Origin of the sequence: Calothrix sp. NIES-3974 (assembly GCF_002368395.1) — a bacterium.
GTDB lineage: Bacteria > Cyanobacteriota > Cyanobacteriia > Cyanobacteriales > Nostocaceae > NIES-3974.
Genome location: NZ_AP018254.1, coordinates 2,880,096 through 2,894,805 on the forward strand (window position 1 = coordinate 2,880,096; position 14,710 = coordinate 2,894,805).

A 14,710-nucleotide genomic window follows, 5' to 3' on the forward strand; every position below is an offset into this window, starting at 1 on the left:
TTCCTTTATTGCCCATACCTAAATTGCTACAATACAGATTCCCTATCTCCCGAACCACCATGCTAAAGTTTTATTACAATCCGGTTTCGATGAATGCCCGTCGAGTTTGGGTGACATTACTGGAGAAGCAAATTCCCTTTGAAGCAGTCTTGGTCAAGCTGGATGGGGATCAATTTGGTGACGAATTTACAGCAATTAACCCATTGCAACGGGTTCCTGTAATTGTTGATCATGGGTTGCGGGTGGTGGAATCCCTGGCTATTTTGGATTATTTAGAAGCTAAGTATCCTACACCTTCTTTAATACCCCATCTAGCTGAAGAAATTGCAACTGTGCGAATGGTGAAAATGGTGACAGTTGGTGAACTGCAACCAGCATTAATTCCCTTAACTCGAAAGTTGGTGGGATTGGATGTGGATGCTGGTAAAATAGATGATGCTCGCCAACGAATCCTGACGGTGATGCAATTCTACGAAAACTTGCTGGATGGACGTACCTATTTTGTGAATGATCAGCTAACCTTGGGAGATATCGTTGCGGGAACGGTTGTTTCTTCATTACCCTTCATGGGGTTTGATTTGGATAGTTATCCCCACCTCCAAGGATGGCTAAACCAACTGGAAGCAAGGGAAAGTTGGCAAACAACAGCCCTAAAACCCGCCGCGATCGCAACTGCTATTCCCCATATTCGAGCAATTTTAGCAAGACGTTTCTGAGGGACTCCCTCCATCATATACACCCTTTAAAGTACAGAAGTAATTCGTAATCTCCCTACACCCAAAGATTGACCCATGTCTAATTTTCCTTCGGGGAAGACCGTGACCACAAATAAATAATTTCCATCGTTGAGAGGATTTTCTTTCACTCCCATGACCACTGTTAATCTTTGTCCTGGTTCCACAGGTTCTGCAAAGGTGATGGAAATTCCCTGGGATTCTGGTTCTATGTTGGCAATTTTAATTTCTTTTCTGATTTCACCAATAACATAAGCGCGAATACGCTGCTGATGAAATCTGATAATATCATATCCACCCCGTTGAGCTATGTTAACTTTTTGCAGGGAGTGGGAAGATTTGGGTATATTGATTGTAAAATAATACTCAGTATTTCTCGTCCCGACAGTAATTTCGTTAGCTCTGACACTCACAAGGGATAAATATTCTTTGTCTTTCAATTGAGAGTTGACAGCTTGACTATCATCACTTGGTAAAGCGACACTACCAGATGGTGGTATTGTTAATAAGGATGCAACTGATGCTGTAATAGCAATTGGAAAGAGCTTAAAAGTAGATTTCATAGTTATTTTCTGATTCTCGTATTCACACCCTTTGTTTATCATACTTTTGCTAATTAGTTCCCATCAAATATCGTTAATTTTCTTGATGTACAGGTGCGTTGGCGATGTTCAGAATTGATGGTATTCTCCGAATGTTCGTCAGTGCGTGACGCATACCCTAGACTGATAAGTGGGTATGCAAGATTATTTGTATCATTACGAAGCAATCTCAAACGCTGAGGACAAAATCGTTTCCCTGAGTCACTTTTACCAAGCATAGCCAAGCTAACGCTGCACACTCCTTCACAGAAACATGAGCTAGTAATGGCAATACACAATTAATTATGCATGGATACTTAAATCTGCCAGCTGCATAAGTCCTAATAATCCATTACTATCATCTGAAATTCACCTTTTTTTATACCCGGCCAAAATTTTCTGGTAGAATCAATCACAAGTCCCAGCAACTTATTTTACTTGGGGAGAAGGATTTTAGGAAAATATTGTTTCATTAGCACTTAGTTGTATTTAAAACTAGTAGCTAGGGTGAACATTTTAAGTTACATAAAATAATTCCAAAATGCAAATTATTATACATGTCCAATTCTGCGGACAGGTGAATCAAAAACTACTCATTAATTACTGCCATTATGACAGGTTTTACCCATTGCCCATACAAACCAATTGTATTATATAAAACAATCATCTTTTTTTGTAGTGTTTTTATACTAGCTTCTACAAAAGCGATAAATATTGCTTCTGCTCAGGGAATGGAATTGGAGATTACTCCTAGTAAGACAGAAAATAACAATACTCCCTCAAAAACTTTCCCATATCAGCAGACAAATACTAGTCAACCTCAAGCAGAAGTACCAGTGACATCGGTGAATCAACTTGCGGATGTGCAACCTACAGATTGGGCATTTCAGGCTTTACAATCTCTAGTGGAACGTTATGGTTGTATTGCGGGATATCCGGATCAAACCTTCCGAGGTAATCGGAGTCTAAGTCGGTATGAATTTGCTGCTGCTTTTGCAAGTTGCTGGGAGAGGGTGAATCAGATAATTCAGACTACGAGGGAAAATTATGCAACTCAAGAAGAGTTAGCGGTGATTCGTAAGTTGCAAACAGAGTTTTCCCAGGAGTTAGCTGAAGTTACTCCCCGGTTACAACCTGTAGGAGACAGGTTATCGAAACTAGAAAAAATACCAAGTTTTTCCACCACGACCCAATTACTGGGAAAGGCTATTTTTGGGTTGAGTGGTTTTGGTGGGAATGATGTCGATGGGAATGTGGTGTTTAGCCATCGGACTGAGTTGAACTTGGATAGTAGTTTCATTGGAAAAGACCGATTGCGAATACGTTTATTAGCAAGAAACAGTACGCGATTTAATCGGGTGACGGATACGGATATGGCGAATTTATCCTTTGCTGGGGATAGTCGCAATAATTGGGAAATTAGTCAACTCAGCTATCAATTTCGACCAACTAGGAAATTACAGGTATTTGTTTCCACTGAAGGTGGGAGTTTAACTGCTTTTACGAGTAGCTTCAATTCACCCGTTGGCAATAGCGCAATTGGTCATATTGCTAATTTTAGTGAAAAGTCGGCAATTTATGACTTCGGAGGTGGAACTGGTGTCGGGATGGAGTATCGATTTAGTGACCAGGTGCGTTTAGCGGTAGGATATATGGCTGGGGGTCAACCAAATAACCCAAAACAGGGGATTGGTGGAGGTAAATATGGCGCGATCGCCCAATTAAGTTTGCTTCCCACTGATAAACTAAGTTTGGGTCTGACCTATATTCGCGCCTATAATACTTTGGATACGGGTAAGGGTAGCGATTTTGCCAATGACCCCTTTGACGGTGATCCAACAACTGCAAATGCGTATGGGATCCAAGCTTCCTATCGGTTGAATCGCAAAGCTACTTTATCGGGTTGGGTGGGTTTGATCGATGCAAAGGCTGAATCTGGGGAAAATCAGGGAGATAGGGCAAAAATTTCCACTTGGGCTGTGACTTTCGGGTTAAATGATATTGGTGGTCAGGGTAATTTATTGGGTTTTGTGGTTGGTCAACCTCCCAGGGTGGTAGAAACCGATTTAGATGAAAGGAAAGACCCAGATACAACTTGGCATTTGGAGGCTTTTTATCGTTATCGAATTAATGAGAATATGTATATTACCCCTGGTGCTTATTTAATTATTAATCCAGAACATAATGCCAATAATGACCCAATTTATGTCTGGACGATTCGACAAACTTTTCTGTTTTGAAGTTGATATATCTATAAACATGCATGATTTCCTAGATTCCATCCGTTGCCTAATTAGAAAAAATTAGTATTACGAATTACGTACACGAAGCGTTGCCGCAGGCTAAGTAAGTCGGCGGAAAAATTTGCAGTTATGTAACGATTAGTTAAGGAGAATTGTTTGAGTAAAATTTAACACGTTCTGTCCTATAGTTTCCTCCCTTTCCTCTAGCTTGAACTCCGTTAATTACAGCCTAGGCAAGGTCTAATTCATCATCAAACATTTGTCCTGATAATTCATCTTTTTTGAGATGTTGCCATTCCAATTCAATCGGGTTCATCTCCGAACAATACTTAGGTAGAAAAAAGATATACAACTCCATTTGTTCCCACTTTGCCCATAACTGTTGAACATCAGAGCATCTATGTATTGGACTGTTATCTTGTACTATGACCCTTACTCATCCTAGCTTTTGAGCTTCTAGTGACTCGACTCAAATTAATGACCTACATAACTAAGCTCTTCCTACCTATCCATTACCCTAAACTCCTGACTATATCAATGTTTCCGAGAAAAATAAGAAAATAATGACGAATTATGAAGAAATAATGATTTTCATCTCTCAAATCAAAGGAAAATCTTAAAAATTAAATAATTCATAAGTATGCTTAACGATACAGAGAGGTTGAATACTATAGAGAAAAACAGCCCATGAGGGTATTAAATGGATTCATTACAAGAACAGGTGTTAACATTGGGACATAAACTCGATGTTCTCTCCCGTCTGATTGAGCAGCTTGACCAAAAAGTGTCGAGCATTTTGTCGGAATGTCAGGTTGAAAGTATTGCCGAGTGTGGTAATTCCCATCGTCAAGAGGATACACCTAATTACCACTTTAAAGGGCATATTAGCTTTAATTCCGAAATGGAACATAAGGACATTTTGGCAGATGGTGTGTATTCAGATACAAATCTCCAAGGTGGTGATAGAAGCCTGACTCCAGAGGTGCAAATTCAACGTTTAACAGCCCAATTAACGGCTGCTTATAACCGAATTGCGGCTTTGGAGGAGCAGTTACTGATTAAACGAATTAGTTCTTAAATCTGATTTAATTGTGTTTTTCGAGTTAAAGTCCTGGATTTTGTGAATTTAGTTGTGATTTGATGCGGAGAGGTTGCATGATGCGGCAATTTCTCCGCTAATTGTTGGCAAAAATAGAGATGACCCGTCGGGTCGTCTCTAAAATCCAAAATCGGATAATTTATATTGCAATACAGTACAGTTCAGTTAGACTTAAAAGCCGGATTATTGGGTAGGTTGGGTTGAAGAATGTAGAGGTAGTAGCCCTCGTGGAATGCGTCCCCACGCGGAGCATAGGGACGAGATCATCACAAAAACTGTGTGAACTTATGGGTAAATGTCCACAAAATCAACAGTCTACGCAAGGCCTCAACCCAACCTACAGTTATCTTTACCGTATTGATTTATATTGAACGATGAGTTTTTCCACTGCTGCAACAAGTTGATTATTTTGCCAATTTCCCAAAAGATGGGAAGCGATCGCACTACCACCAGCACCGACACCTTCTTTGACAAATCCTTGTTCGTAGGCTTGGAGTTGGGGAAAACGGGAGTGGGTAAAGTTTAATTGGGTAGCTAATAGAGGGGGAGTATCCAAGTAGGATGTGCCAATCATTTCGGCTAGTTCGACGGTTGCTCCGGTGGGGTCTTCGGCAACCCAGCGAGTTGTACCAACGACGATGTTGTCTGGATACCAGGGAAGATTTTCCCTTGATGCGATCGCTCTTGCTAGGGCATATACTGCTAGCATCTGGGTTCCCCCCGCTAACATCACACCACCATGACGACTGGCTGCGATCGCCATTCCTGCAACCACAATTTGCATTGGGTCGCCAACGGCGGCAACGAGTTGGTAGGGATGAATATGGTTCAGGTGGGAAATCTGATTTAAGCCGGTTTGGACAACTTGTAATTTTTGCTCGTGGTTACAAACCGGATGACTGCTGTTGACTTTGCCGATGGCATTAATTCCTAAACCCATCAACACGGCTAAAGCGGTGGTGGTTCCAGCAACGACACATTCGGAAATAATTAGGTATTGGGGTCGGGATGGGCTGTGGCTGAGTTTTTCACCCCACTTTAATCCTTGATGAAATAAATGTTCTACCACAGCTAAATCCATTGCCTTACCTGTGGTTAAACATTGAGCTGAAGTGCCTTGTAAATCAATAATTCCCCTAAAAGGGTTAGCTATCGATAATCCGGCATTGAAAATATAGGTGGGGATGGGGAGATTTTCTGTAACTGCACGGGTAATAAATACTGGCGAAACTCCGGCTGTTAAGGGTGGTAAGGGATATTTCGGTCGATGATTGATGCCGTAATATAAAAATTCGGCATCCGCAGCCGCAGTAAATTCCCGGTCTTGGGGGGTTTTTCCTGCTGCGGAAATCCCCTCAATCCGCGCTGTGGCTGTAAATCCTAGCACACAAATAAACACTGGCATTACACCGCCATATTGAGCTAGCCATGTAGTACCGCGTTGTGCTTCTGTGTAGATTTTAATGTTTGGTTGAATCTGTTCTGACAAAGAATTGGGGATTTTGGATTTTGATTAATTTTAGATTTGTTTCGCTTGACCACTTTTAAATCAAAAAATATTGAGTTTGTAGTACTAAAACAGGGTCTGCGGAAAAAAGTCTTTTAGTGGGGTCAGGAAACCTTTATCGGGTAGGGAATGATTTTAAGTCTTTATCTCTAGTACCGCATGGCATAAATACACCTACCATTTCCCTGAATCCCATGCTCCGCGTGGGAGTTTAAGAGTGGGAGGCTCCCGCCTCTTGAATGAAGGCGGTAGCCCTCATGTACTGGGTGACTACGCAGAGCATACTCACCAGATAAATGGTCTGGATATTTACGCAGACTCGTACTAGTTTTCACAGACCCCCGCATCTAAACTCAACACCTTAAAATATTGGGAGTCTAACTATATTTTCAGTCATAACTCAAATATTTTTACTTTTTATTTATATTTGATTGGGGAAACATGCTTCTAGTACAGGTTGGCTGAAATAAACTGAGTATTAACTTTTTATCTAGTGACCATGCTCCGCGTGGTCGCTTAATGAGTTGAAGGCTCTGCCTTCATTCACGAAGCAGGAACCTCGGAGATTCTGCTCCCACGCGGAGCATGGGAGCGAGGGGAAAGGTAGGTGTATTTACGCCGCGCTGTACTAGCCTGTTTTATGCAGAAACTTGGTCGCTCGCATCACATATTTACACTACTTCAAAGGCTCAAAAATGCTTTTGGATGACCATGCTGTTTAGTTTTTATAGCTCCGGCGGCAATATACTATATGCTATCTGGGATTTGTCAAGATGTCAATAATCAGTCCTGAAAGTCTCATGATTTCGTGAAAATATGAGAATCTATAGCATTAATATTGAGAATAGAGTCCAGATTTTTCTCAATAAGTCGAAGAACTGGGGGTCTGTACAAATTTGGCATTTTCACAGATTTAAATAACTAATCAATCCAGAGGGATAGGGGTAGAGACGTAGCATTGCTAAGTCTGTCTCTTTTGAATGCATGATTGCGATCGCAACTGAAGTGCCTATGCATAATATTCCTATTCCCTTGCCTAAAGGTACAATTTATTTTGCACGAGTACTAATACCTAATTACAAAAAAACTCCTTCTTTCCCTTCCCTCCTGTATCCTGTATCCTGTATTCTGTATTCCTACTCTTCATCAAGAAAAAAGAGTGCAAATTGAATTCCAACCCTTCACAGTTAATAAACGTTTTCCCCTGCAAATTAGCTATGGAACCACAGCTGCCAGTACAAATATTTGGCTGAAAATCATCCATGACGGGATTGAAGGATGGGGGGAAGCGTCACCCTTCCGTGCCCAAGGACAGCCGGTGACGCTGGCAATGATAGAAACAGCCCTCAAAGAATTTATTCCCGAACTAGAGCCATTTACCCCTTACCAACGCCAGGAAATTGGGGTGAAAATGGCCCAAGCCCATCTACCAAGTTCAGTTCAAGCAGCCATCGATGTGGCATTATACGATTGGTTTGGTAAAAGTGTGGGTTTACCCCTATGGCGAATTTGGGGGTTGGATATCCAGCAAATCCAACCCACCTCGGTGACTATTGGTATCAACACCCCTAGTGCTGCCCAAGAAAGAACTTTAGCTTGGTTAGAATTTGCTGATATTCAAGTCTTGAAAATCAAATTGGGAAACCCCCAGGGAATCATTGCCGATCAACAAATGTTCACAGCCATCAAAGAAGTTGCCCCCCACCAAGAACTACTAGTAGATGCCAATGGGGGATGGGACGTAGAAAATGCGATCGCAATGGGTCGGTGGTTGGCGGATTTTGGGGTGAGGTATATTGAACAGCCCTTGGCGAGGGGAGAGGAAGCAAAATTAAGCCAAGTTAAACAAAATCAGCCCTTACCAATATTTGTGGATGAAAGTTGCTGCCATAGCGGTGATATTCTGGCATTAGCAGCCCATATCGACGGCATTAACATTAAATTAATGAAATGCGGTGGTATTACTCCGGCGATGCAAATGATTCAAGTCGCTCGTGCCTGTGGCCTACAGGTGATGTTTGGTTGCTATTCCGATAGTGCTTTAACCAATACAGCCGCAGCCCAACTATCTCCCCTCGCAGACTATCTAGATTTGGACAGTCATCTTAATCTAGTTAATGACCCTTTTCGTGGAGCAATTCTCCACCAAGGGCGTGTAGTTCCAAATAATTCTTCTGGATTGGGAGTAGAACACTGTGCGGCTGGCACTTAATCAAAAAGTTGCAATTCTCTTACATGGCGGTATTCAAAGCCGACTGGGCAAAACAGGATTATCCTTGCTACGTTATAGCGAAGCCCCTCTAGTAGCAGTCATTGATATTGAATGTGCAGGTAAAAACTTGACAGAACTAACAGGAATCCAGCGTGATGTCCCCATTGTGGCTTCCGTTGCCGATGCCTTACAGTTCCAACCCCAGGTTTTAGTAATCGGGATTGCTCCCAAAGGAGGGATGATTCCCGATGATTATTGGCATGAATTAAAGGATGCGTTAAAAGCGGGAATGTCCATTGTCAATGGTTTACATACTCCACTAGCCAATATCCCCGAACTCAAAACCCTCCTCAAACCTGGGCAAGTCATTTGGGATGTCCGCAAAGAACCGAGTAATCTAGGTATTGCCCAAGCCCTAGCTCGCACACTTCCCTGTCGCCGTGTTTTGACCGTCGGTACTGATATGTCAGTCGGTAAAATGTCCACCTCCTTGGAATTGCACTGGGCTTGCCGATTGCGGGGATGGCGTTCCAAATTTTTAGCCACTGGACAAACTGGATTGATGTTAGAAGGGGATGGGGTTCCCCTGGATGCGGTGCGCGTAGACTATGCTGCTGGTGCTGTGGAAGGGGTGGTGATGCGTTACGGCAAGAATTACGATATTTTGCATATCGAAGGACAAGGTTCCCTTTTACACCCTGGCTCTACTGCCACCTTACCTTTAATTCGCGGTTCCCAACCGACCCAAATGATTCTCGTCCACCGAGCAGGTCAAACGGAAGTGATTGAAGGTGTACCCATTCCCCCCTTTAACCGAAGTCATTAAATTATATGAAATGGTAGCACGGGGTGCGGGAGCCTTTGCAGCAGTACCAGTGGTAGGCATAGCTTTAAATACTCACCACTTAGATGAGATGGCAGCACAACAAGCGATCGCCCAAACCGAAGAGGAAACGGGTTTACCCTGTACGGATGTAATTCGTTTTGGAGCAGATAAATTATTAGATGCGGTAATGCGTAGTTAAAATACAGGAGACAGAAGACAGAAGAATTGAGTTAAGGGTCAACAGTTAACAGTTAACCGTTTATTGATATGGTAACTTTAGATTTACCACAGGATAGATAAACTCAAAAGAATGGTTCAAGAACGCACATTACCAAAATTTAACGCTGCTTCCACTCCCATCACTCGCGAAGAAGGTCTCGTTTTATACGAAGACATGGTTCTCGGTCGCTTTTTTGAAGACAAGTGTGCGGAGATGTACTATCGCGGTAAGATGTTCGGCTTTGTTCACCTGTACAACGGACAGGAAGCCGTATCATCGGGTGTAATTAAAGCCATGCGACCAGGGGAAGATTACGTATCAAGTACCTATCGTGACCACGTTCATGCCCTCAGTTCTGGAGTACCAGCACGGGAGGTCATGGCAGAACTGTTCGGCAAAGCTACTGGCTGTAGTAAGGGACGGGGTGGCTCCATGCATATGTTTTCCGCCAAACATCGTTTACTCGGTGGTTATGCCTTTGTCGCTGAAGGTATTCCCGTTGCTGCGGGAGCGGCTTTCCAAACTAAATACCGCCGGGAAGTAATGGGTGATACTAGTGCAGACCAAGTGACAGCCTGTTTTTTTGGTGATGGAGCAGCTAATAATGGGCAGTTTTTTGAAACCTTAAATATGGCTGCACTGTGGAAATTACCGATTATTTTTGTCGTCGAGAATAATAAGTGGGCGATTGGGATGGCCCACGAACGTGCGACTTCTGACCCGGAAATCTACAAAAAAGCTAGTGTGTTCAACATGGTTGGTGTAGAAGTTGATGGGATGGATGTCCTCGCGGTGAATGCAGTTGCCAAGGAAGCCATTAAACGTGCGCGTGCAGGAGAAGGGCCAACTTTAATTGAAGCCTTAACCTATCGTTTTCGCGGTCATTCCTTGGCAGACCCAGACGAACTCAGAGCTAAGGAAGAAAAGGAATTTTGGTTTTCCCGTGACCCGATTAAAAAATTAGCCACCTACTTGGTGGAACATCAACTTGCTACCTCTGAGGAACTTAAAGCCATCGATCAAAAAATTACAGCAGTGGTTGATGACGCGGTTGAATTTGCGGAAACTAGTCCGGAACCAGACCCCAGCGAACTCTATCGCTTTATTTTTGCTGAAGACGAATAGGTTTTGATGTGTTGACAGTTGACAGTAAAGACGTAGCTATCCTACCTACGTCTCTTCAAAGATTAAGCATCTACAGGAAAAGTTCATTTATTGACTGTGCAAAGTATTTTTTGATGAAGTTGGAATCCCGACTTTCTCAAGGGAAAAATCGAACTTCTAGCCAAATAAAAATTATTCTCATCCGAAAGAATGACCATTATTTCCCAATACAGTTCAGTTAGACTTCAAAGCTTGATTACTGGGTAGGTTGGGTTGAAGTATGTAGAGGCAGAGCCTAGGCTGTGTACCTTGTGCCTTTTTTGGGGTCGCAAATTCATGCACAAACCGTGACAACAAACTTGTTCCCATACTCCGGCTGTTGATACATATAGGGAAGCTCTGCTTCCTGATTTGAGGCAGTAGCCCTCTCAGAATGTGTCCCCACGCGGAGCATCGGGACGAGATCATCACAAAAACTGTGTGAACTTATGGGTAAATTTCCACAAAATCAACAGTCTACGCAAAGCCTCTCAACCCAACCTACAGTTATCTTTTACTGAATCGTATTGTATTATTTCCTATTTCCCAGAGACGACCCATCGGGTCGTCTTTACAAAGTAGATGTCAGGTTGTTTCTACCCATATTTCTTAAAGGATGTTTTACAAGTCGATTTTAATACTTAACAAGCTTGTTTTTTGGGGGTAGAGACCACTCGTCGGGTCGTCTCTACAGGTAGAAGGGAATCGGGAGAGACGCTACATGTCGCGTCTGTACAGTTGATCACGACAAATATACCGTTTGAGCCTATTTACTCTCTTCAAGAAGTGGTTGATAAAGTATTTATTGACTCTTGACAAACATCCTCTTAGATTTACGGACAATACATACTTTCGTCGCTTGAACATTGCTTGAAGTTCATCCAACTCACGTTAGATTGAATCCAAAATCCAAAATCCAAAATCCAAAATCTAAAATCCCAAATCAATTCATGTTTTCCATTTCCCAACAACAGAACCAATATCTCACCTACATTCTCAGTTGTAGTACTAATAATTCCCAGTTGGAAGTTGTCCCAGAACGGGGAGGAATTATTACCCGTTGGCGAATTCAAGGTCAGGAAATTTTTTACTTGGATGAGGAACGCTTTCGTGACCCTAGTCTGAGTGTGAGGGGTGGTAATCCAATTTTATTCCCGATTTGCGGTAACTTACCCGATAACACCTACACCCATAACGGTCAGTCCTATACCCTGAAACAACATGGATTTGCGCGGGATTTACCCTGGTCTGTCAGCAATCAGTCTACCCAGGAGGGAGCATCCCTCACCCTCACCCTCGATAGCAACTCCGAAACGAAACAGGTCTACCCCTTTGATTTTCATTTAGAATTCACCTATATTTTGACCGAGAATTGCCTGGAAATTCAGCAAAAGTACCAAAATCTGTCATCCACGACCATGCCTTTTTCGGCTGGTTTCCACCCCTACTTTTTGACAACCGACAAAAATCAACTTGTGTTTGATATTCCTGCAACTGAATACCAAGACCAAAAAACTAAGCAAAGTCATCCTTTTGCTGGTAACTTCGACTTTGAACGGGAGGAAATTGACGTGGCTTTTCGACAGTTAACCAAACACGCTGCTACCGTCACTGACAATAGCCGCAAACTGCAATTAACACTTACGTTTGACAGTGTTTTTGCCACCTTGGTATTTTGGACTCTCAAAGGCAAGGAATTCTATTGTCTCGAACCTTGGACTGGACCACGCAATGCCATCAACACCGGAGAAAATATCATCAAACTCAGTCCTGACAGCACCTACACCACCTCAATTCGACTGGATGGGAATTTTCTCTGATTAACCCCTTTACAAATCTACAGATATATTGGTAAGCTAATATAGCCTTGAAAAAAGGCAGCGGGTCGCTAACTCAATGGTAGAGTACTCGGCTTTTAACCGATTAGTTCTGGGTTCGAATCCCAGGCGACCCATAAAAACATTTAATCACGTCTATGGGTAGTTTATGAACAAATCCCCGACAACAGTCTGGGTAAAGTTACATAAATTACATATCCTTCCTTGGTAACGGTTGCATACAAAACTTAATCTTTTGTGAAAGTAAGTTATGAATGAGTTTACAGACGGCAACACTAAATTGGCCAAGACGGGACTACTGGTAAAAATTGAATCGATGGAGGTAGGGCGATCGCCAACTCAATCTGATGCAATTAGTAATTAACTTTTTTCAACATAAGCACACAGGAGTAGTTATAATTTCCTATAAGTTCAGAAAATCTTAAGATTAGCGTAATACATACGCTCTTCAAAGAACCGACTAGCTGACAACCACATTAGGAGAATTTGGATTATGGCGCTCGTACCAATGCGGCTGTTATTGGATCACGCGGCTGAGAATGGTTATGGCATTCCCGCTTACAACGTCAACAACATGGAGCAGATTCAGGCAATAATGAGAGCTGCTCAAGAAACCGATAGCCCTGTGATTTTACAAGCATCTCGTGGAGCTCGGTCCTATGCAGGAGAAAACTTCCTCCGTCACTTGATTTTAGCTGCGGTGGAAACCTATCCCCATATTCCCATTGCTATGCACCAAGACCACGGGAATGAACCTGCAACCTGCTATTCAGCAATCAAAAATGGCTTTACCAGTGTGATGATGGATGGTTCCCTGGAAGCCGATGCCAAAACCCCCGCAAGCTACGAGTATAATGTCAATGTTACTCGTGAAGTGGTGAAAGTAGCCCATGCATTGGGTGTGAGTGTAGAAGGTGAGCTTGGCTGTTTAGGTTCTTTAGAAACCGGTATGGGTGACAAGGAAGATGGTCACGGTTTTGAAGGAAAACTAGACCACTCCCAGCTTTTAACCGACCCCGACCAAGCAGTTGATTTTGTTGAACAAACCCAAGTTGATGCTTTAGCGGTAGCAATCGGTACTAGTCACGGTGCTTATAAGTTTACCCGTAAGCCGACGGGAGAAATTTTAGCGATTAGCCGGATTGAAGAAATTCACCGTCGCTTACCTAACACCCACTTGGTAATGCACGGTTCTTCTTCCGTACCTGAAGATTTAATTGCTCTAATTAACCAGTACGGTGGTACGATTCCTGAGACCTACGGTGTACCTGTAGAAGAAATTCAAAAAGGGATTAAGAGCGGTGTGCGCAAAGTAAATATTGACACCGACAACCGCTTGGCAATTACTGCTGCTGTTCGGGAAGCATTAGCTGCTAATCCCAAGGAATTTGACCCTCGTCACTTCCTCAAACCTTCGATTAAATACATGCAAAAAGTCTGTGCTGACCGTTACAACCAGTTTGGTACTGCTGGTAACGCAAGCAAGATTAAGCAAGTGTCGATTGACGAGTTTGCGGTTAAGTATGCCAAGGGTGAACTTAGTGCTGCAATTAGCAAAGCTACTGCTAAAGTGTAGTTTTAGCTCTCAACTTGATATACGAACTTGTTGGAGTTAGTTAGGAGTTATTAAGAATATATACCAGGAGAGTCTTCCTGGTATTTTTGTTTTTTATGTTGATTTAGTCACATTTTACCAATATCATTATCGGTTACGACAGTTGTGGTTACGGTAGCGACGGTCTTGATTGCGATTCGAGTCGCCAAATTCACGGGAGTCACGAAATTCTCGCGATCGCTCGCGGGAATCATCTTGAAAATCATCTCGTGAGCGATCGCGGGAATCATCTCGAAAATCGTCTCGTGACCGGTCGGAAAAATCATCTCGTGAATTGGAATCTCTTCGGGAACGCAGGTCATCATTGGAGTCCCGGTCGGAGAAGGGAGAGTTTTGTTGTTGGGGGGAGTTGCGCAAAGTACAGCTTGCCAAAAATATCGGGATAATGGCAAGGATAGTAATAAGATTTCGAGCCTTCAATTGCAGACACCTACAGCAATTTTTTAGGGTTTCTGATTCTATTGTGAATAAAAAAACGAAAAATGGAGCATATTTTTTGAGCTTTTTTATCTAATAATTGGTTCTTGAATAACAATCCATTAATCAACGGATTAAATGGGAGATGTCGGTGGATATAATGATACTAATAACCTCTGATTTCTCTGAGTATATCTATAACTGTTATGGAGTGATAAAGCTTATTTAAAAGACTTTTCGAGAATATATAGAAATTATCTTCCGAAATTTGGTAT

11 protein-coding genes, 1 tRNA gene and 1 pseudogene are annotated in these 14,710 nt (G+C 42.5%); 9 read left to right on the top strand and 4 right to left on the bottom strand.

What is annotated here, in order from left to right; all coding sequences use genetic code 11:
• Nucleotides 1-59 precede the first annotated feature (59 nt).
• A complete protein-coding gene (locus tag CDC37_RS11435) occupies nucleotides 60-716 on the top strand; it encodes a glutathione S-transferase family protein (RefSeq protein WP_096622030.1) in 657 nt (218 codons plus the stop codon).
• Nucleotides 717-742: 26 nt separating this feature from the next.
• Here the strand turns inward: CDC37_RS11435 and CDC37_RS11440 are convergent, their stop codons facing one another.
• Nucleotides 743-1,297, bottom strand: a complete 555-nt coding sequence (locus CDC37_RS11440; RefSeq protein WP_157780718.1) for a DUF2808 domain-containing protein — start codon at nucleotides 1,295-1,297, stop codon at nucleotides 743-745.
• Between the two features lie 749 nt (nucleotides 1,298-2,046).
• Between CDC37_RS11440 and CDC37_RS11445 the strand changes: the two genes are divergently transcribed.
• Nucleotides 2,047-3,555, top strand: a complete 1,509-nt coding sequence (locus tag CDC37_RS11445; RefSeq protein ID WP_231943400.1) for an iron uptake porin — start codon at nucleotides 2,047-2,049, stop codon at nucleotides 3,553-3,555.
• A 232-nt stretch (nucleotides 3,556-3,787) separates the two neighbouring features.
• Here the strand turns inward: CDC37_RS11445 and CDC37_RS25775 are convergent, their stop codons facing one another.
• Nucleotides 3,788-3,985, bottom strand: a complete 198-nt coding sequence (locus CDC37_RS25775; protein WP_197707078.1) for a transposase — start codon at nucleotides 3,983-3,985, stop codon at nucleotides 3,788-3,790.
• A 273-nt stretch (nucleotides 3,986-4,258) separates the two neighbouring features.
• Here CDC37_RS25775 and CDC37_RS11455 point away from each other — a divergent pair, with 273 nt between their 5' ends.
• Nucleotides 4,259-4,636 (top strand): hypothetical protein, encoded by a 378-nt coding sequence (locus tag CDC37_RS11455; RefSeq protein WP_096622034.1) that lies wholly within the window; start codon nucleotides 4,259-4,261, stop codon nucleotides 4,634-4,636.
• Nucleotides 4,637-5,006: 370 nt separating this feature from the next.
• Here the strand turns inward: CDC37_RS11455 and cobT are convergent, their stop codons facing one another.
• A complete protein-coding gene (gene cobT / locus CDC37_RS11460; protein ID WP_231943402.1) occupies nucleotides 5,007-6,146 on the bottom strand; it encodes a nicotinate mononucleotide-dependent phosphoribosyltransferase CobT in 1,140 nt (379 codons plus the stop codon).
• A 1,177-nt stretch (nucleotides 6,147-7,323) separates the two neighbouring features.
• Between cobT and CDC37_RS11465 the strand changes: the two genes are divergently transcribed.
• From CDC37_RS11465 to fba, 6 genes and pseudogenes are all read left to right on the top strand, one after another.
• Nucleotides 7,324-8,376 (top strand): dipeptide epimerase, encoded by a 1,053-nt coding sequence (locus CDC37_RS11465; protein WP_096622036.1) that lies wholly within the window; start codon nucleotides 7,324-7,326, stop codon nucleotides 8,374-8,376.
• A pseudogene (locus CDC37_RS11470) lies at nucleotides 8,360-9,401 on the top strand (DUF1611 domain-containing protein). The gene CDC37_RS11465 and the pseudogene CDC37_RS11470 overlap by 17 nt, the downstream one beginning before the upstream one ends.
• Before the next feature lie 111 nt (nucleotides 9,402-9,512).
• Entirely contained in the window at nucleotides 9,513-10,547 is a 1,035-nt protein-coding gene (gene pdhA / locus CDC37_RS11475) for a pyruvate dehydrogenase (acetyl-transferring) E1 component subunit alpha (RefSeq protein ID WP_096622037.1), read from the top strand.
• A 968-nt stretch (nucleotides 10,548-11,515) separates the two neighbouring features.
• The gene (locus tag CDC37_RS11480; RefSeq protein WP_096622039.1) at nucleotides 11,516-12,385 is read left to right on the top strand and encodes an aldose epimerase family protein; all 870 of its coding nucleotides are present in this window, start codon (nucleotides 11,516-11,518) and stop codon (nucleotides 12,383-12,385) included.
• A 62-nt stretch (nucleotides 12,386-12,447) separates the two neighbouring features.
• Nucleotides 12,448-12,519: transfer RNA gene (locus tag CDC37_RS11485), tRNA-Lys, on the top strand.
• 377 nt (nucleotides 12,520-12,896) lie between these two features.
• Nucleotides 12,897-13,979: a class II fructose-bisphosphate aldolase gene (fba, locus tag CDC37_RS11490; protein ID WP_096622040.1), complete on the top strand. Its 1,083-nt coding sequence runs from the start codon at nucleotides 12,897-12,899 to the stop codon at nucleotides 13,977-13,979.
• Between the two features lie 126 nt (nucleotides 13,980-14,105).
• Here fba and CDC37_RS11495 read toward each other — a convergent pair whose 3' ends face one another.
• Complete coding sequence (locus CDC37_RS11495) at nucleotides 14,106-14,390, bottom strand: hypothetical protein (protein ID WP_157780719.1); 285 nt, start codon at nucleotides 14,388-14,390, stop codon at nucleotides 14,106-14,108.
• Nucleotides 14,391-14,710: the final 320 nt, after the last annotated feature.

Excerpts from the sequence above, each read along its gene's own strand:
- fba (WP_096622040.1), top strand. The coding sequence starts at position 12,897 with ATGGCGCTCGTACCAATGCGGCTGTTATTGGATCACGCGGCTGAGAAT.
- CDC37_RS11435 (WP_096622030.1), top strand. The coding sequence starts at position 60 with ATGCTAAAGTTTTATTACAATCCGGTTTCGATGAATGCCCGTCGAGTT.
- CDC37_RS11480 (WP_096622039.1), top strand. The coding sequence starts at position 11,516 with ATGTTTTCCATTTCCCAACAACAGAACCAATATCTCACCTACATTCTC.
- CDC37_RS11455 (WP_096622034.1), top strand. The coding sequence starts at position 4,259 with ATGGATTCATTACAAGAACAGGTGTTAACATTGGGACATAAACTCGAT.
- CDC37_RS11445 (WP_231943400.1), top strand. The coding sequence starts at position 2,047 with ATGGAATTGGAGATTACTCCTAGTAAGACAGAAAATAACAATACTCCC.
- CDC37_RS11440 (WP_157780718.1), bottom strand. The coding sequence starts at position 1,297 with ATGAAATCTACTTTTAAGCTCTTTCCAATTGCTATTACAGCATCAGTT.
- pdhA (WP_096622037.1), top strand. The coding sequence starts at position 9,513 with ATGGTTCAAGAACGCACATTACCAAAATTTAACGCTGCTTCCACTCCC.